Below are 16,951 nucleotides of genomic sequence, written 5' to 3'. Positions count from 1 at the left end.
AGCAAGCAAGCAAGCAAGTCTAACTGATAAACTAAAAATTACAAATGAACAAAAATCGCTATCTCACTCAAAATTAGTCATTGCTCATTCTAAAATGATGAAAGATGAGTTAGTGCAATTTTATAATATCGATAGCAATAAAATATCCACTATTTATCCTCCCGTTGATATTAATAAATTTACATTGCCGGAAAGTGATAATAAAAGATCAGCTTTAAGAGAAAGATTTGGGTTTAATGATAATGAAATTATTTATCTTTTTCCCTCTACAGGACATAAAAGAAAGGGATTTGATATTTTAAAAGAATATTTTGAAAACTCAGCTCTACCAATTAGACTAGTCGTTGCAGGCACTCCGGTACCCGAAAGTAAAAATATAAGCTCACTGGGCTATTGCAAAAATATGCCGGAATTATATCAAGCAGCAGATTACACCATAATGGCATCAATTTATGAGCCTTTTGGATTAGTGGGTATTGAATCAATATTATCCGGTACACCTATTATATTTTCAGATAACATAGGCTGTTTAGAAGTATTGAAAAATAATTTTGGTTATAGCTTCTCTAGAGAAAATTTAAATACCTTAGATAACGCAATCAAAGAATCCGTTAAAAAAGCAAAGGCTTTTAAACATAGAATAAATAACCCTTTTGATTGTATAGATTATAATCCCAGCTTACTTTCCCATGTAGAGAGATTATTGGAAGAAATCAAGCAGTTATAATAAAAAGCGTTGGTTTTCCAACGCTTTTTAATTTCCTAAAATATATTTGTTAATTGTAGAAAATAACCAACTCGGATATCACAAAATTATCTAAAAGAGAATAAACTATAAAATCAAATGGCACGCCCTAAAGGATTCGAACCTTTGACCCACGCCTTAGAAGGGCGTTGCTCTATCCAGCTGAGCTAAGGGCGCATTTTAAAGGTACATTTTCTGTATGAAACTTGAGGAAAATATAGAAGAAGTGGTCGGCGAGATAGGATTTGAACCTACGACCCACTGGTCCCAAACCAGTTGCGCTACCAAGCTGCGCTACTCGCCGACAAGTGCGGTTAATTATAGAGAGGTTTATTATTCAGTCAATCAATTTTTATCATTTTTATCTTAATTGCTCAAAATTATTCCAATTTTTTTTATTCGCTATATTTGATTTTGTAAATTTTTCCATTGTCAGCTAAAATAGCAAACGTTTACTTTAACAATTAAGGCTTCGCCCATGACTGCAAAAATTATCTCCGGCACCTCACTTTCCAAACAAATCAAATCAGATGTTTCGCAAAAAATCTCACATTACCGCAATGAGGGCAAACGAGCCCCGGGGCTTGCTGTGATACTTGTGGGGAGTGATCCTGCCTCTCAGGTTTATGTGGCAAGTAAGCGCCGTAGTTGTGAGGAAGTTGGGATTTTTTCACAGTCTTACGATTTACCGGAAACCACAACCGAGCAAGAATTACTTGCGCTCATTGATCGACTAAATGCTGATGAAACTATTGATGGTATTCTGGTACAACTTCCTCTTCCGAAACAGATTAGTTCGGAAACCATTATTGAACGCATTGATCCGAAAAAAGATGTGGACGGTTTCCATCCTTATAATGTTGGGCGTTTATGCCAACGTATCCCCACTTTACGGGCTTGCACGCCTTATGGTGTGATGAAATTATTGGAAACCACCGGTATTGATTTACATGGTAAGCACGCTGTAATTGTCGGTGCATCAAATATTGTTGGTCGTCCAATGTCCTTAGAATTATTGCTTGCAGGTGCAACGGTTACTGTCACTCACCGTTTTACAAAAGACCTTGAAAATCATGTTCGCCAAGCGGATATTTTAGTCGTCGCAGTTGGTAAACCTAACCTTGTACCGGGTGACTGGGTGAAAGAAGGTGCGGTTGTCATTGATGTCGGCATCAATCGAGTTGAGGGAAAATTAGTCGGCGATATAGAATTTGAAACTGCCGCCCAAAAAGCCGGTTATATTACCCCCGTTCCGGGCGGGGTCGGTCCAATGACAGTTGCAATGTTAATGTATAATACGCTTTACGCTTACGAGCATAATAATCGGTAATTTAATAATGAAAAAGTGCGGTCAATTTTGACCGCACTTTAAGATCCTCCCTCTAAAGGGCATCTTAACTCAAGGATTAATACACATTTTTATTTCTTATTAAGGATTACTTCTTCCTGACAATGCGGGCAATTTATCAAATGTTCTTCATTGTTATGCACAATATAATGCCCCATTTTTTTAGCTTTTGTGTCCAAGTATTTTGTATTATAGCGGTTTTCACCTACATTGAGCGGCACACGTTCCACCACGTTAATACCCGCTTTTTTCATGGTTTCCACTTTTTCCGGATTGTTTGTCATTAGGCGAACTTGTTTCACACCCAGTAAATCAAAGATATCGGCACAGACTTCAAAATTACGTTCATCGGCTTTGAAACCCAAGGCAAGGTTAGCCTCAATCGTATCCATCCCTTGATCCTGTAAAGAATAAGCTCGAATTTTATTGATTAATCCGATTCCGCGTCCTTCTTCACGGTGATAAATCAATACACCGCGCCCTTCCTCTTTTATTTGACGTAGTGCGGTGGCGAGTTGAAAACCGCAATCACATTTTAAACTGTGAAGGGCATCACCGGTTAAACATTCGGAGTGAATCCGTGCCAAAACGGGCTCGTCAGTTTTTGAAATATCGCCCATGACTAACGCAACATGTTCTTTTTTGGTATCGGGAAACTCAAACCCTACCATCTTAAAAATACCGTATTCTGTGGGTAAATTGGCTTGAGCAACCAGTTGAATTTTTGCCATAAAGTTATCCTTCTTCTGTTTCATTTCTGCTAAAATGCGCACTTTCTTTTTCTTATCAAGGGGCGGGTATGTTTAAAAGGCTGTCATTATATACGTTATTACTTTGTCTTGTACCGTTTTTTATATGGAGTTTTTCCTATCAATGGCAGGGTAACGGACAATTAACGAAAGCAGATTATTGGCTTTATTTACTCACCGAAACCGGTAGCGTGCCTTATGCGTTAATAACTTGCGGCGTATTTGCATTGATGTTTAGCTTTCTGTTTAAAAGCCGCAAACAATGGCTATTAGGTGTGGCAGTAATGGCGTTTTCTGTGGTAGCGACTCAAGCGGTGAAAACAGGATTAAAAGCGGTGTTCAAAGAGCCTCGCCCATTTACTGTCTATTTGGCGGAACACACAAACCGCTCTGTGGAAAATTTCTATGAAAACGATCGCACTCAGCGTGCAGTCATTGCAAAAGAATTTTATTCGACACAAACTGATACGCCGGCTTGGTTGGTGAAACATTATGAAGACGAAACGGGTTATTCTTTCCCATCCGGACATACGATTTTTGCTGCAACCTGGTTAATGCTTGCCGTTGGATTCACCCAATTATTGGGACAGCGCTCATGGCAGGCTAAATTGTTGGTTGGGGGAATGGCTGCTTGGAGTTTATTGATACTGATTAGTCGTGTGCGTTTAGGTATGCATTATCCTATCGATCTTTTGGTTGCAACCCTTTTTGCTTGGTTAATCAACCTGATTATTTTTAGTTTTTTACAGAAAAAGCGATCTTCGTCATAAAATCAATATAAAAGTGCGGTTAAAATTCGGCTGGTTTTCTATTTTTATAAGAGGATTTGATTATGTACTATGGTTTGGATATCGGCGGCACAAAAATCGAGCTTGCGGTATTTAATGAAAAGTTAGAAAAACTCTATTCAGAGCGAGTGCCTACACCAAAAAACGATTATGATGAATGGCTTAATGTGATCGTGGATTTGGTCACGCGTGCCGATGAACAATTTGGCGAACGTGGTACAGTCGGTTTGGGCGTGCCGGGATTTGTGAATCAACAAACGGGACTGGCTGAAATTACCAATATTCGTGTGGCTGACAACAAGCCTATTTTACGTGATCTTTCCGAACGTTTAGGGCGTGAAGTACGGGCGGAAAATGATGCAAATTGCTTTGCCTTATCGGAAGCTTGGGATGAAGAAAATCAGCAATATCCGAGCGTGTTGGGTTTAATTCTCGGCACAGGATTTGGCGGCGGTTTTGTGTTAAACGGCAAAATTCATTCCGGTCAAGTGGGGATGGCAGGTGAACTTGGGCATTTACAATTAAATTACCACGCCTTGAAATTGCTGGGTTGGGATAATGTCCCGATCTATGAATGCGGTTGTGGCAATAAAGCCTGTTTGGATACCTATCTTTCCGGACGTGGCTTCGAAATGCTGTATCACGATCTTAAAGGGGAAAAATTATCCGCCCGTGAAATTATTGATGCTTTTTATCGCGGTAAAGAAAGTGCGGTGGATTTTGTGAATCTTTTTGTGGAATTGGCGGCGATTTCTATCGGTAATATTATTACGGCATTTGATCCGCATATGATCGTGCTGGGGGGCGGATTGTCGAACTTTGATTATTTATATGAAGCCTTACCAAAAGCCCTACCGCCTCATTTAATGCGTACGGCAAAAGTGCCACCGATTAAAAAAGCCAAACACGGTGATTCCGGTGGCGTGCGTGGTGCTGCGGCATTATTCTTAACCAAATAAAATCAACCCCGCTCGTTGTAAAATGGCGGGGTTTTCATAAATAAGCTATTTTTTCTTTTGGCAGTTTGGACAAAGATAGCTATTGCGTTGTCCGATAATTAAACTTTCAATTTTTGTACCGCACTTCGGACAAGGCTTATCTTTATTGCCATAAACTAGCAATTCTTGAGCAAAATAACCGGGGCGACCGTCAGGCTGTAAAAAATCTTTGAGGGTGGTTCCGCCTTGTTCAATGGCTTTGGCTAGTACTTTTTTGATTGTGGCAACGATAAGGTCGCACTGTTTTCGTGTAAGGTTGGCGGCTAATTTCAGTGGATGTAAGCCACATAAAAACAGGGTTTCATTGGCATAAATATTTCCTACGCCCACAACAACGGCATTATCCATTAAAAAAGTTTTAAGTGTGGTCAGTTTTTTACGGGATTTTTTAAATAAATACTCGGCATTAAATTCATCAGAAAGTGGTTCAGGGCCGAGTTTTAGAAAAAGGTGAAATTCATCAAGATTTTTTGTCCACAGCCAGGAACCAAAACGGCGGGGATCATTATAGCGCAATAATTTTCCGTTATTCATGACAATATCCACATGATCGTGCTTATCAACAGGGCTATCATGCGGCACAATCCGAATAGAGCCTGACATGCCCAAATGTCCGATGATATAGCCTTTTTCTGTATGAAGAATCAGATATTTTGCACGGCGTGTAAGATCGAGGATTTTAACATTTGCCAATTCCGTTAATTCGGGGGATACCGCCCAACGTAATTGGGGTTGGCGAACGACAATTTTTTCAATTATAAAGCCTTTCAGATAAGGGCTTACGCCACGCAGGGCTGTTTCAACTTCCGGAAGTTCAGGCATAATGTTCTTGTTGATATTATGAGGTTGGTTTTTCAATGGTGGGAGAATTTATTTTTTCCCGTTAAAAATACAAAAAACCCGAACAATGTCGGGTTTTTTCAATCAATAAAATTATTTGATTTTTGCTTCTTTATAGATAACGTGTTTACGTACTACCGGATCAAATTTTTTGATTTCCATTTTTTCAGGCATATTACGTTTGTTTTTATCGGTTGTGTAGAAATGACCGGTCTCTGCAGTAGAAACTAAACGGATTTTCTCACGAGCGCCTTTCGCTGCCATATTTTAGCTCCTTAGATTTTTTCGCCACGAGCACGGATTTCAGCTAACACTGCATCAATGCCTTTTTTATCAATAATACGCATACCTTTCGCTGTTAAGCGTAAAGTTACGAAACGGTTTTCACTTTCAACCCAAAAACGGTGGGTGTGAAGGTTTGGAAGAAAACGACGACGTGTCGCATTCATTGCGTGTGAGCGGTTATTACCCACAGCCGGACGCTTGCCTGTTACTTGACAAACTCTAGACATAATAATCTCCAATAATTAAATATAAGCTCGAGCTTACGGTTCGGATTGTTCTAAACCTAGTTTAACCAGGTTTGCTGCCTCGTCAGGTCGCGCAAATCCGACCCGCTTACTATATTAAAGACCGCAGATTATACTGACTTTATTTTCATTTCTCAAGCATAAATGCGATTTTCCCCATGTGAGGAATAAAAAATACTCGGTTTATATTAAACCTTAAAGTAGATTATGCTCGGCAAAGGAATAGCAATCACTTTTTCCCACAATAAAATGATCAAGAATTCGAATTTCCATTAATTCTGCCGCATCACAAATTTTTTGCGTAATGATTTGATCGGCATAACTGGGTTCGGCGATTCCGGAAGGATGATTATGTGCCAAAATTAGTGCGGCGGCATTGCAATAAAGTGCTTCTTTTATGATTTCTCGAGGGTATACGCTTGAAACATTGATTGTTCCTAGAAATAACCGCTCTTTCTTGATAAGTCGATGCTGATTATCTAAAAATAGCACCATAAATATTTCCCGTTCTTCGTGTTGAAGTTCTGTTCGTAAATAGAGTTTGACGGTTTCGGGATCGTGAAAAATCGGTAGATTTAGCATCTCTTCTTGGAGGCAACGTTTCGTCATTTCTTTGGTGGCTTGGAGTTGAATAAATTGGGTAATGCCCAAACCTTTCATTTCGCAAAAAGCGGTTTGATCTGCGGAAAGCAGGGCTCGGAGTGAGCCAAAATGATTAAGTACTTGTTCCGAAAGCTGCATAACTGGGCAGCCTTTTATGCCGGTGCGCAAGAAAATTGCCAAAAGTTCGCGATCGGAAAGGGCACTAACGCCATATTTTAATAATTTTTCGCGCGGCATCAGTTCGGTAGATTCCATCATTTTCTGGTATGTTGGTTAAAATCTTATTGAATTTTGACCGCACTTTGCGCATCAAGCGAATTGAGGCGATGAACTCTGCGAAAAAGATCGTAAAAATAAAATTTTTTATTCGGTTAAATTGAAGTAAAATGCAATGCTTGTGATCAAGTGCTAACAAATTTATTAAAAATGGAGAGACAATGAATTTAAGCGGAAAACGTATCGTTGTGGGGATAACCGGTGGTATTGCCGCTTATAAGACCATTGAGTTTATTCGCTTATTGCGTAAAGCCGAAGCGGAAGTGCGGGTTGTTCTTACGCCGGCGGCGGCCGAATTTGTTACACCACTCACTTTGCAAGCCATTTCCGGCAACGCTGTGTCACAATCTTTGCTGGATCCGCAAGCTGAGTTGGCGATGGGACATATTGAGCTGGCGAAATGGGCGGACGCTGTTGTGATTGCTCCGGCAAGTGCGGATTTTATTGCTCGTTTTACTGTAGGCATGGCGAATGATTTACTTTCCACACTTTGTTTGGCGACAGCTTCTCCTATTTTTCTCGCATCGGCGATGAACCGGCAAATGTTTGCGCAACCTATAACACAGCAAAATTTAACCGCACTTCAAGCCAGAGGCGTTCAGTTGGTCGGGCCGAATAGCGGTTTCCAAGCCTGTGGCGATGTGGGGACGGGGCGGATGTCGGAACCGATGGAAATTTTCACTGTGCTTTCGGATTTTTTCAGTCAGAATCAAGATTTGCAGGGATTAAATGTTGTTATCACTGCAGGGCCAACCCGTGAGCCAATCGACCCGGTACGCTATATTTCCAATCACAGTTCCGGCAAAATGGGTTTTGCCATAGCGGAATCTTTTGCCAAGTGTGGGGCTACAGTCAGTTTAATTGCCGGGCCTGTGAGTTTGAATACTCCGAAAAATGTCAATCGGATTAATGTGATTTCAGCCCAAGAAATGTGGCAGGTATCCCTTGAAAGTGCGGTCAAAAATCACATTTTTATCGGTTGTGCGGCAGTGGCGGATTATCGTGTGGCAAATGTGAGTGAGCAGAAAATCAAAAAATCAAGTGATGAAATATCGCTCAAATTGATTAAGAATCCCGATATTATTGCGGATGTGGGGCATTTGACGGAGCATCGTCCTTTCACGGTAGGATTTGCCGCAGAAACACAAAATGTTGCAGATTATGCAAAAGATAAATTACAACGTAAAAATTTAGATATGATCTGTGCTAACGATGTGTCGGGAGGGCAAGTATTTAATGCAGATGAGAATGCGTTACAGCTTTTTTGGAAAGGGGGAAATAAAATACTGGCATTAAAATCCAAAAAGGATTTGGCTGCCGATCTCGTGAATGAAATTGTGGAACAATATAAAAAAACACGGTAATTTTTGACCGCACTTGGGCGATAAACGAATTTCATACGGAGTATTAAATGAAAAAAATTGATGTAAAAATTTTGGATCCGCGAATTGGTCGGGAATTTCCTTTGCCGACCTATGCAACAGAAGGTTCCGCCGGGTTAGATTTGCGGGCTTTGGTCGATGAGACTTTTGATATTCAACCGGGTGAAACCAAACTCATTCCGACGGGGTTATCTATTTATATTGCGGATCCTAATCTTGCTGCGGTGATTTTGCCCCGTTCAGGCTTAGGGCATAAGCACGGCATCGTATTGGGGAATTTGGTGGGTTTGATTGATTCCGATTACCAAGGCCCATTGATGGTGTCAATGTGGAACCGTAGTTCTGAGCCTTTTAAAATTGAGGTGGGTGATCGCATTGCGCAACTTGTGTTTGTTCCCGTGGTGCAAGCGGAATTTAATATTGTTGATGAATTTGCGGAAACAGAGCGTGGTGAAGGCGGTTTTGGTCATTCGGGTAAACAATAATTTATGATAGAAGAGCAATTATCTTTATCCGGTGTGGAAGAAATCGAGCCGGAAGTGAAAGCACCTAAAATTGAAAAACGTACGGTGAAAGAACGTCGTCAGCAGGTGCTGACGGTATTAACCCATATGTTGCATTCCGAGCGGGGGATGGAGCGTATGACTACGGCGCGTTTGGCGCAGGAAGTTGGCGTGTCGGAAGCGGCACTTTATCGTTATTTTCCAAGCAAAACAAAAATGTTTGAAGCGTTGATTGAAAATATCGAAAACAATTTACTGAGCCGAATTAATGCTTCCATCCGTAATGAAACGAACACGATGAATCGCATCCATGATATTTTGCAGATGATTTTGGATTTTGCCCGTAAAAATCCGGGATTGACCCGAATTTTAACCGGCCACGCACTTATGTTTGAAGATGCACGGTTACAGGCTCGAGTGGCACAATTTTTTGATCGTCTTGAAATGCAATTTGTGAATATTTTACAAATGCGTAAATTACGTGAGGGAAAAGGGTTTGTAGTGGATGTTCGTATTATTGCTGCACATTTAGTAACTTTATGCGAAGGGCAATTTATGCGTTATGTACGTACAAATTTCCGTGCTACTTCAAATCAATCTTTTGAACAGCAATGGCGTTTTATTGAACCGCTGTTTGCTTGATTGACTTTCAAGAGGAAATGTATGATTATTCCATGGCAAGACTTGGAACCGGCAACTCTTGATAATATTGTTGAAAGTGTGATATTACGGGAGGGAACGGATTATGGTGACGAAGAGATTCCTCTTGCACAAAAAAAGGCTCAATTATTAAGGAAAATCCGCAATGGAAGTGCGGTCGTTGTTTGGTCGGAATTGCACGAGTCCATTGACATAAAAGATAAAATGGAATTTTTGAAATAGAAACTGATAAGGAGTCAATATGTCAGATTATATCGATGCAGATGTTGAAGTGGAACAACCGTCAGAAGTGCGTTCGACAAGGGATCCCGCTTTAGATTGGTTTTTGACACATTGCCATTTACATAAATACCCGGCTAAGTCCACACTGATTCATGCCGGTGAAGATGCTACCACACTTTATTATGTGATTAAAGGAACGGTAATGGTTTCAGCCAAAGATGATGAGGGCAAAGAGATGATTTTAACTTATCTTAGTGCCGGCGAATTTTTTGGTGAAGTAGGATTATTTGATGAAGGTTCAAAACGTTCAGCATGGGTGAAAACAAAAACACCTTGTGAAGTCGCTGAAATTTCTTATAAAAAGTATCGCCAGTTGATTCAGATTAATCCTGAAATATTGATGTTTTTAACGGCGCAGTTAGCCCGTCGGGTACAAAATACTTCACGTCAAGTCAGTAATCTTGCTTTTTTAGATGTGGCGGGACGTATTGCACAAACTTTGATTAATCTTGCAAAACAGCCGGAAGCAATGACCCATCCGGATGGGATGCAGATAAAAATTACCCGTCAGGAGATTGGGCAAATGGTGGGTTGTTCCCGTGAAACAGTAGGACGTATTATTAAAATGCTGGAAGACCAAAATTTAATTCATGCTCATGGTAAAACCATTGTTGTTTATGGCGTAAGATAGCAATATAAAACCACCGAAAGGTGGTTTTTTTACATGAGAAGTTATTTGCGTATTTAATCTTCAAATAGTGACACATTAAATTGACAATGACATCAAAGGGATTTATGATACGCACAATTCCTGCAGGGTATGCAGGAAGACAGGGTTGGTCTCCTGAAAAGTGGCTTTAATAGGTTGAAAAACCTTTTTTGTTGTTTGATGTCGCACAGACTAGAACACCTTCAATGGTGGGCTAGGTAGAAATCCCGCAGGGATGCGCGCAGTAAGCCACTTGCTGTTAAGACCAATTCTGCTTAGTTCACCACCCTTATATTTCAATAACTTTCCAAATCTCCCTCATACTAATCATTTCATAGTTTTGATGCATTAAAAAAATGGCTGAGCATAAATTAAGATCAACCATTTTTATTGTGTTTCTTGTTAATTGGGTTTCGTATTGGTGCTAACAATAAATACCGTAAATTTATACCGCACTTTTACTCTTGTTGTGCCTTCACAGCAGCGTATGCCACCATATTAATGATGCGGCGCACAGAAGCGCTCGGGTTTAAGATATGGGCAGATTTGTTCATTCCCATCAAAATAGGCCCAACAGTCACCGCTGTGGTCGTCCCCCGCAATAAACTATAACTAATGCGCGCCGCACTTAAATTCGGGAACACCAGCAAATTTGCCGAGCCTTTTAAAGGGCTATCCGGCATCACTTCGGTGCGTTGTGCAGCACAAAGGGCGATATCCCCTCTCATTTCACCATCAATCATTAACTGTGGATTATGTGCTTGCACCATTTTCAATGCTTCACGCACTTTCGGGGCACCAAGGGTATTTGATGAACCAAAATTGGAGTGAGAAAGCAAAGCAACAGCTGGTTCAATACCAAAACGATGGACTTCCTCTGCCGCCATTAAGGTTATTTCCGCTAATTCCTCTGCACTTGGGTCGTCATTCACATGGGTATCCGTTAAAAACACGTTGCCACTTGGCAACACAAGGCTATTTAACGCTGCGACTGTTTTGACGCCCTCTTTTAAGCCGATAATGTCTTTAATGGAGTCCAAATGCTTACCATAAGAACCAAACAAACCACAAACCAATCCGTCTGCATAACCTAAATTGACTAATACAGAAGCAAGCACAGTGGTATTTGAACGGACAACACGTTTGGCGATGGCTGGTGTGATACCTTTACGTTTGGTCAGATCGTAATAATATTTCCAGCATTCTTCATAACGTGGATTATTTTCATTATCCACTACTTCAACGTTAACGCCCACTTCTAAACGTAAACCCAATTTTTTGATTTTTTCTTCGATCACATTTTTACGCCCGATCAAAATTGGCGCAGCAAGATCCATCGACACCACTTCTTGAACCGCATGTAAGGCTTTCGTTTCCTCACCTTCTGCAAGAATTATGCGTTGTTTTGCCGACTTGGCTTGGCTAAAAATCGGACGCATAAACAAACTGGTTTTATAAACAAATTGTGTCAATTTTTCAGTATATTCACTCCAATCTGAAATAGGACGTGTCGCCACGCCGGAATCCATTGCCGCTTTTGCCACAGCTGGGGCAATACGGACAATCAAGCGTGGATCAAAAGGGCGTGGAATCACATAATCTGCACCGAATGTCGCCCCTTGTCCACCATAGGCTGAGGTGACCACTTCATTTTGTTCTTCCAAGGCGAGATCGGCGATGGCGTAAACCGCTGCCTGTTTCATCTCTTCATTAATGGAGGTAGCGCCCACATCCAATGCACCACGGAAAATGAAGGGGAAACAAAGCACATTATTCACCTGATTCGGATAGTCGGAACGCCCGGTACAGACAATGGCATCAGGGCGAACCGCTTTGGCTTCCGGTGGTGTAATTTCCGGGTTAGGGTTGGCAAGGGCAAGAATAATAGGGTGTGCCGCCATGGTTTTTACCATATCCTGAGTTAAAGCACCGGCGGCGGAACAGCCAAGGAAAATATCCGCATTTGGCATCGCATCCGATAACGTACGCCAACCGTTATCTTCAATGGCGTAATCTTCTTTTGTTTTATCCATACGATCGCCACGATTTTTATACACCACGCCTTTTGAATCACAAATGGTGATATTTTCACGTTTCATTCCAAGAGAAAGCAGTAAATTCAAACAGGCAATGGAAGCCGCCCCGGCACCTGATGCCACAAGACGAACCTCATCAATTTTTTTACCGATAATGCGAAGTGAATTAATAATGGCTGCCGCACTAATAATTGCCGTGCCGTGTTGATCGTCGTGGAAAACCGGAATATTCATGCGTTCACGCAGTTTTTGTTCAATATAAAAACATTCCGGTGCTTTAATGTCTTCAAGATTAATTCCGCCGAAAGTCGGCTCAAGAGAGGCAATAATATCGACCAATTTGTCCGGATCATGTTCGTTTACCTCAATATCAAAAACATTGATACCGGCGAATTTTTTAAATAATACCCCCTTGCCTTCCATCACCGGTTTACCGGCAAGTGCACCGATATTGCCTAATCCAAGGACTGCTGTACCATTTGAAATCACCGCAACCAAATTACCCCGTGCGGTATATTTATAAGATGCCAAGGGATCTTTTTCAATTTCTAAACAGGGTTCCGCCACGCCGGGAGAATAAGCCAAGGCTAAATCACGTTGGGTTGCCAATGATTTGGTTGGGGTGACTTCAATTTTGCCGGGAATAGGAAACTCGTGGAAATCCAATGCTGCTTGGCGTAGTTGTTCGCTCATATAAATACTCCATTGTCGTGATACGGAACTTGGTTCGCAGAACCAAATTGAAAAAATCGCTTGATTATACTCCCTTTTTTTGCCCAAATTTGTGATGAACCGCAAATTTTTACAAATTTGTTACAAAATAACCGGTTGAATTCATAGGTTAAAGAGAGTAGCATACCGCCATTCAAGAGAGGCGCTATTGTTATCAAAAATCAAAACGGCAGTGAATCAACTGCAAAGAAAATTCATTAATCACCAACTCAGATCTCGTTTAAAAAATCACGGTATGACGGTTATCTCCGCCAACTGTGTAGGCGCATTTATTTTGCACGATCTTGGTGAACCTTTTAATTCACCTTTCGTGAATCTTTATTTAAGCCCTAAAAACTTTATTCGTTATTTGCAAAATATTGATTTTTATCAGCAACAATCCCTTGAATTTACCGCCTCTGAAAAAAGCTATCCGGTGGGTAAACTGGCAGATATTGAAATTCATTTTATGCATTATCACAATGCCCAAGAAACCAAAGAAAAGTGGCTGACCCGCTCTGCTCGAATTAATCCGGATAATTTATTTATTATGATGACTGATAAAGATGGGGCAATAGGTATTGCCTATGACGATCTGGTGGCATTTGATCAACTTCCTTTTAAAAATAAAGTCGTTTTTACCCACAAACCTTATCCTGAACTACGCTCTGCGTTTTACATCAAAGGATTTGAACAGCAAAACCAAGTGGGCGATTTATTTGCTTTTTCCGATTGGAATGGAAGGAAATATTACGATCAATTTGATTATGTAACTTGGTTTAATCAAACCTAGTTTGCCATTCTCCCCCAATCCCATAGGGTGTTTTTATTTTTCTTTTCCTACCGACAGATTCAAATCTGTAAAACACTCCTAATAATTTAAAAAGAGAAATTCTTATGCGATTAGACAAATTCATTGCCGAAAATACCGGTTTAACCCGCTCTCAAGCCACCAAAGCCATTCGCCAAAGTGCGGTCAAAATTAACGGTGAAATTGAAAAAAACAGCGCCCGCAAAATCTCACAGGACGATGAAATTTACTTTGAAGATACCTTGCTCACTTGGCTGGACAACGGACAATATTTTATGTTGAACAAACCTCAGGGCTATATTTGTTCCAATGAAGATGGCGACTATCCGACCATTTATCAATTTTTTGATTATCCTCTGGCGGGGAAATTACACAGTGCCGGACGTTTAGATGTGGATACCACCGGGCTGGTTTTACTCACTGATGACGGACAATGGTCACACCGCATCACCTCTCCAAAACATCATTGTGAAAAAACCTATTTGGTCACCTTGGCTGATCCGGTTGAAGCGCATTATGCCCAAACCTTTGAAGAAGGGATTTTGTTACGGGGAGAAAAAACACCCACCAAACCCGCAAAACTTGAAATTTTAGATGATTACAATGTGAACCTCACCATTTCGGAAGGGCGCTATCACCAAGTAAAACGAATGTTTGCCGCCCTTGGCAATAAAGTGGAGGCATTACACCGTTGGAAAATCGGCGCTGTGATCTTAGACGAAAACCTAGAAGAAGGGGAATATCGCGCTCTCACCCCCGAAGAAATTGCCAGTTTGGGAAGCTAATATGAGCAAAACCATTAAACCGACTTTTATCTTTATTGTCACCCTCGGCATATTATCTATGTTGCCACCTTTTGGTGTGGATATGTACCTGCCTGCTTTTTTAGAAATTGCCAAAGATCTGAAAATTAGCCCGGAACAAGTTCAACATACCCTCACTGCCTTTGCCTATGGCATGGCGTTCGGACAATTATTTTGGGGGCCTTTCGGCGATAGCTTTGGGCGAAAACCCATCATTTTACTGGGTGTGATTATCGGTGCTATCACTGCTTTGGTGCTAACAGAAATCAATGCGATTGGAAATTTCACCGCACTTCGTTTTATGCAAGGTTTCTTTGGTGCAGCACCGGTGGTGCTTTCTGGGGCATTATTACGGGATTTATTCAGCAAAAATGAACTCTCAAAAGTGATGTCAACCATTACATTGGTGTTTATGATTGCGCCCTTGATTGCTCCAGTTATCGGTGGCTATATTGTGAAATATTTCCACTGGCACGCTATTTTTTATGTCATTGCACTCATGGGGGCACTCTCTGCCCTACTGGTGTTTTTCATCATTCCTGAAACCCACAAAAAGGAAAATCGTATTCCCCTTCGTTTGAATATTATTGCCCGCAATTTTATGAGTCTTTGGAAGCAAAAAGAAGTGTTAGGCTATATGTTCACCGCCTCTTTTGGATTTGGCGGGCTATTTGCCTTTGTGACCGCAGGCTCCATTGTGTATATCGGAATTTACGGCATTCCAGTGGAGAAATTCGGTTATTTCTTTATGCTAAACATTGCCATTATGACTTTTGCTTCTTTTCTTAATGGGCGGTTTGTCACAAGACTCGGGGCGGAAACTATGCTTCGTATTGGATTGAGTATTCAATTTTTATCGGGAATGTGGCTCATTTTAACCGCACTTTTTGATTTGGGTTTTTGGTCGATGGCAATCGGTGTCGCCTTTTTTGTCGGACAAAACCCTTTGATTTCCTCTAATGCCATGGCCTCTATTTTAGAAAAATTTCCAACCATGTCCGGCACAGCGAATTCTTTGGTAGGAAGTGTACGTTTTGCCACCGGTGCATTGATGGGAACATTGGTTGCCACAATGAAAATGGACACTGCCGCCCCAATGTTATTTACCATGGGGGCTTGTGTCATCATTGCCGCACTGGCCTATTATTTTCTGACTTATCGGAATTTGAAAGGATAAAAAATGTTTAATTTAATTAAAAAGTTCGCTTATATAGCGATGTTAAGTATCGCTTTAACTACTCAAGCTTCAGAGGAAAATACAATGATCAAAAATATCGTTCTCGTTCACGGTGCATTTGTTGATGGTTCGAGTTATCGCTCAATTATTGAACCTTTGCAGACAAAAGGCTATCAAGTTACATCTGTGCAAAACCCCTTGACTTCTTTAGAAGATGATGTGTCGGCTGTGGAACAAGTTTTAAACCGTCAAAAGGGTGATGTAGTCTTAGTCGGACATTCATGGGCTGGTATGGTGATTAGTCAGGCAGGACAACACGAAAAAGTCAAAAAATTAGTCTATTTATCCGCAATTGTGCCAAATACTCAGGAAAATGCAGCGATGGCATTGGAACGTCATCAAGCATTAAATGAAAGTTTACAACCTGATGAACAAGGTATGATCTGGCTGCCAAATATTGAGACTTATCAAGCAGTAATGGCGAATGATTTACCATTGAAAGAAGTTGCCTTATTATTTGCTACTCAACCCCCAATTAGTGCGAAAGCCTTCAGTCAAAAAATTAACGAACCTGCGTGGAAAACCAAACCAAGCTATTATTTATTGACTGAACAAGATAATGCGCTACCGTTTAAGGTCCAACAATCTTTTGCTAATATGATTAAAGCACAAACGAAAAGCGTTGCAGCCAGTCATTTATCATTGATCTCACAACCGCAAGTAACCGTTGAGTTAATTGAACAGGCAGCAAAAAGTAAGAGTGAAAAAGAATAGTGAGATGGCAAAATAAAGAGAATAAAAAAATCCACCTTCATCAAACGATGGGTGGATTTTTTTGTGATAACTTGATTATTTTATCTACTTTCTATTAGGGGCTGACGTAGATTAGCTAGTATGTTAGTCTACAAAAATGAAGATAACTCATTGTAAATTAAAAAATCTATCCAGAAAAAGCTCCTTGAGTTTTTTGTATTAGAAGTAACGGCTCGCTCAGCTGCGGATTTACTCGGTATTCAGCCCAATTCAGCTATCCTGTTTTACCGCAAAATCCGTGAGGTTA

At 40.8% G+C, this 16,951-nt stretch carries 19 protein-coding genes, 2 tRNA genes and 1 pseudogene; 14 read left to right on the top strand and 8 right to left on the bottom strand.

Features of this window, described 5'->3' with window-relative positions:
• On the top strand, positions 1-727 hold a 727-nt coding region (locus tag BKK52_RS08715; protein WP_143531402.1), incomplete at its 5' end, for a glycosyltransferase family 4 protein.
• A 118-nt stretch (positions 728-845) separates the two neighbouring features.
• Here the strand turns inward: BKK52_RS08715 and BKK52_RS08710 are convergent.
• Both BKK52_RS08710 and BKK52_RS08705 read right to left on the bottom strand, forming a co-directional pair.
• Positions 846-922 (bottom strand) — tRNA-Arg (locus BKK52_RS08710).
• Positions 923-972: 50 nt separating this feature from the next.
• Positions 973-1,049, bottom strand: a tRNA-Pro gene (locus BKK52_RS08705).
• A gap of 174 nt (positions 1,050-1,223) precedes the next feature.
• Here BKK52_RS08705 and folD point away from each other — a divergent pair.
• Positions 1,224-2,075, top strand: a complete 852-nt coding sequence (folD, locus tag BKK52_RS08700; RefSeq protein ID WP_077421257.1) for a bifunctional methylenetetrahydrofolate dehydrogenase/methenyltetrahydrofolate cyclohydrolase FolD — start codon at positions 1,224-1,226, stop codon at positions 2,073-2,075.
• Between the two features lie 89 nt (positions 2,076-2,164).
• Here the strand turns inward: folD and ribA are convergent, their stop codons facing one another.
• Positions 2,165-2,824: a GTP cyclohydrolase II gene (gene ribA, locus BKK52_RS08695; protein ID WP_077421256.1), complete on the bottom strand. Its 660-nt coding sequence runs from the start codon at positions 2,822-2,824 to the stop codon at positions 2,165-2,167.
• A 68-nt stretch (positions 2,825-2,892) separates the two neighbouring features.
• Here ribA and BKK52_RS08690 point away from each other — a divergent pair, with 68 nt between their 5' ends.
• Both BKK52_RS08690 and nagK read left to right on the top strand, forming a co-directional pair.
• Entirely contained in the window at positions 2,893-3,612 is a 720-nt protein-coding gene (locus BKK52_RS08690) for a phosphatase PAP2 family protein (protein ID WP_077478519.1), read from the top strand.
• A 62-nt stretch (positions 3,613-3,674) separates the two neighbouring features.
• The gene (nagK, locus tag BKK52_RS08685; RefSeq protein ID WP_077478518.1) at positions 3,675-4,589 is read left to right on the top strand and encodes an N-acetylglucosamine kinase; all 915 of its coding nucleotides are present in this window, start codon (positions 3,675-3,677) and stop codon (positions 4,587-4,589) included.
• A gap of 45 nt (positions 4,590-4,634) precedes the next feature.
• On the opposite strand, the gene mutM is transcribed toward nagK, so the two are convergent.
• From mutM to radC, 4 genes are all read right to left on the bottom strand, one after another.
• Entirely contained in the window at positions 4,635-5,450 is an 816-nt protein-coding gene (gene mutM, locus BKK52_RS08680; RefSeq protein ID WP_077421253.1) for a DNA-formamidopyrimidine glycosylase, read from the bottom strand.
• A 111-nt stretch (positions 5,451-5,561) separates the two neighbouring features.
• The gene (rpmG, locus tag BKK52_RS08675; RefSeq protein ID WP_005613503.1) at positions 5,562-5,732 is read right to left on the bottom strand and encodes a 50S ribosomal protein L33; all 171 of its coding nucleotides are present in this window, start codon (positions 5,730-5,732) and stop codon (positions 5,562-5,564) included.
• Positions 5,733-5,743: 11 nt separating this feature from the next.
• Positions 5,744-5,980 carry a 50S ribosomal protein L28 gene (gene rpmB / locus BKK52_RS08670; RefSeq protein WP_005542826.1) on the bottom strand — a complete coding sequence of 79 codons (237 nt, stop codon included), beginning with the start codon at positions 5,978-5,980 and terminating at the stop codon, positions 5,744-5,746.
• A 213-nt stretch (positions 5,981-6,193) separates the two neighbouring features.
• Complete coding sequence (gene radC, locus BKK52_RS08665; protein ID WP_077421252.1) at positions 6,194-6,859, bottom strand: RadC family protein; 666 nt, start codon at positions 6,857-6,859, stop codon at positions 6,194-6,196.
• A gap of 179 nt (positions 6,860-7,038) precedes the next feature.
• On the opposite strand from radC, the gene coaBC reads away from it, so the two are divergent.
• From coaBC to crp, 5 genes are read left to right on the top strand one after another with little or no spacing between them, the layout of a single operon-like run.
• Entirely contained in the window at positions 7,039-8,241 is a 1,203-nt protein-coding gene (gene coaBC, locus BKK52_RS08660) for a bifunctional phosphopantothenoylcysteine decarboxylase/phosphopantothenate--cysteine ligase CoaBC (protein ID WP_077478517.1), read from the top strand.
• Positions 8,242-8,288: 47 nt separating this feature from the next.
• Positions 8,289-8,744 (top strand): dUTP diphosphatase, encoded by a 456-nt coding sequence (dut, locus tag BKK52_RS08655; protein WP_077474780.1) that lies wholly within the window; start codon positions 8,289-8,291, stop codon positions 8,742-8,744.
• A gap of 3 nt (positions 8,745-8,747) precedes the next feature.
• Positions 8,748-9,404: a nucleoid occlusion factor SlmA gene (gene slmA, locus BKK52_RS08650; protein ID WP_077421249.1), complete on the top strand. Its 657-nt coding sequence runs from the start codon at positions 8,748-8,750 to the stop codon at positions 9,402-9,404.
• A 21-nt stretch (positions 9,405-9,425) separates the two neighbouring features.
• Entirely contained in the window at positions 9,426-9,644 is a 219-nt protein-coding gene (locus tag BKK52_RS08645; protein WP_077421248.1) for a YheU family protein, read from the top strand.
• 19 nt (positions 9,645-9,663) lie between these two features.
• Positions 9,664-10,335: a cAMP-activated global transcriptional regulator CRP gene (crp, locus tag BKK52_RS08640; protein ID WP_077421247.1), complete on the top strand. Its 672-nt coding sequence runs from the start codon at positions 9,664-9,666 to the stop codon at positions 10,333-10,335.
• A gap of 476 nt (positions 10,336-10,811) precedes the next feature.
• Here crp and BKK52_RS08635 read toward each other — a convergent pair whose 3' ends face one another.
• Positions 10,812-13,082 carry an NADP-dependent malic enzyme gene (locus tag BKK52_RS08635; protein WP_077478516.1) on the bottom strand — a complete coding sequence of 757 codons (2,271 nt, stop codon included), beginning with the start codon at positions 13,080-13,082 and terminating at the stop codon, positions 10,812-10,814.
• Positions 13,083-13,269: 187 nt separating this feature from the next.
• Between BKK52_RS08635 and BKK52_RS08630 the strand changes: the two genes are divergently transcribed.
• The 5 genes and pseudogenes from BKK52_RS08630 to BKK52_RS08610 all read left to right on the top strand — a co-directional run.
• Positions 13,270-13,893: a DUF1919 domain-containing protein gene (locus tag BKK52_RS08630; protein WP_143531401.1), complete on the top strand. Its 624-nt coding sequence runs from the start codon at positions 13,270-13,272 to the stop codon at positions 13,891-13,893.
• Between the two features lie 104 nt (positions 13,894-13,997).
• Entirely contained in the window at positions 13,998-14,696 is a 699-nt protein-coding gene (gene rsuA / locus BKK52_RS08625) for a 16S rRNA pseudouridine(516) synthase RsuA (RefSeq protein ID WP_077478515.1), read from the top strand.
• 1 nt (position 14,697) lies between these two features.
• Positions 14,698-15,891, top strand: coding sequence for a Bcr/CflA family multidrug efflux MFS transporter (locus tag BKK52_RS08620; RefSeq protein ID WP_077478514.1), 1,194 nt, complete (start codon positions 14,698-14,700; stop codon positions 15,889-15,891).
• Between the two features lie 3 nt (positions 15,892-15,894).
• The gene (locus BKK52_RS08615; RefSeq protein WP_077478513.1) at positions 15,895-16,665 is read left to right on the top strand and encodes an alpha/beta hydrolase; all 771 of its coding nucleotides are present in this window, start codon (positions 15,895-15,897) and stop codon (positions 16,663-16,665) included.
• 136 nt (positions 16,666-16,801) lie between these two features.
• Positions 16,802-16,951: pseudogene (locus BKK52_RS08610) on the top strand (IS1595 family transposase); the annotation flags it as partial.

Origin of the sequence: Rodentibacter trehalosifermentans, from assembly GCF_002000545.1 — a bacterium.
Lineage (GTDB): Bacteria > Pseudomonadota > Gammaproteobacteria > Enterobacterales > Pasteurellaceae > Rodentibacter > Rodentibacter trehalosifermentans.
This window is presented reverse-complemented; position numbering and strand designations above follow the sequence as displayed.

What these genes read in the sequence shown, in the direction of transcription:
- BKK52_RS08615 (WP_077478513.1), top strand. Translation starts at nt 15,895, where the DNA reads ATGTTTAATTTAATTAAAAAGTTCGCTTATATAGCGATGTTAAGTATC.
- rpmG (WP_005613503.1), bottom strand. Translation starts at nt 5,732, where the DNA reads ATGGCAGCGAAAGGCGCTCGTGAGAAAATCCGTTTAGTTTCTACTGCA.
- folD (WP_077421257.1), top strand. Translation starts at nt 1,224, where the DNA reads ATGACTGCAAAAATTATCTCCGGCACCTCACTTTCCAAACAAATCAAA.
- BKK52_RS08635 (WP_077478516.1), bottom strand. Translation starts at nt 13,082, where the DNA reads ATGAGCGAACAACTACGCCAAGCAGCATTGGATTTCCACGAGTTTCCT.
- dut (WP_077474780.1), top strand. Translation starts at nt 8,289, where the DNA reads ATGAAAAAAATTGATGTAAAAATTTTGGATCCGCGAATTGGTCGGGAA.
- nagK (WP_077478518.1), top strand. Translation starts at nt 3,675, where the DNA reads ATGTACTATGGTTTGGATATCGGCGGCACAAAAATCGAGCTTGCGGTA.
- BKK52_RS08690 (WP_077478519.1), top strand. Translation starts at nt 2,893, where the DNA reads ATGTTTAAAAGGCTGTCATTATATACGTTATTACTTTGTCTTGTACCG.
- rsuA (WP_077478515.1), top strand. Translation starts at nt 13,998, where the DNA reads ATGCGATTAGACAAATTCATTGCCGAAAATACCGGTTTAACCCGCTCT.
- BKK52_RS08620 (WP_077478514.1), top strand. Translation starts at nt 14,698, where the DNA reads ATGAGCAAAACCATTAAACCGACTTTTATCTTTATTGTCACCCTCGGC.
- mutM (WP_077421253.1), bottom strand. Translation starts at nt 5,450, where the DNA reads ATGCCTGAACTTCCGGAAGTTGAAACAGCCCTGCGTGGCGTAAGCCCT.
- slmA (WP_077421249.1), top strand. Translation starts at nt 8,748, where the DNA reads ATGATAGAAGAGCAATTATCTTTATCCGGTGTGGAAGAAATCGAGCCG.
- coaBC (WP_077478517.1), top strand. Translation starts at nt 7,039, where the DNA reads ATGAATTTAAGCGGAAAACGTATCGTTGTGGGGATAACCGGTGGTATT.
- BKK52_RS08645 (WP_077421248.1), top strand. Translation starts at nt 9,426, where the DNA reads ATGATTATTCCATGGCAAGACTTGGAACCGGCAACTCTTGATAATATT.
- crp (WP_077421247.1), top strand. Translation starts at nt 9,664, where the DNA reads ATGTCAGATTATATCGATGCAGATGTTGAAGTGGAACAACCGTCAGAA.
- radC (WP_077421252.1), bottom strand. Translation starts at nt 6,859, where the DNA reads ATGATGGAATCTACCGAACTGATGCCGCGCGAAAAATTATTAAAATAT.
- ribA (WP_077421256.1), bottom strand. Translation starts at nt 2,824, where the DNA reads ATGGCAAAAATTCAACTGGTTGCTCAAGCCAATTTACCCACAGAATAC.
- rpmB (WP_005542826.1), bottom strand. Translation starts at nt 5,980, where the DNA reads ATGTCTAGAGTTTGTCAAGTAACAGGCAAGCGTCCGGCTGTGGGTAAT.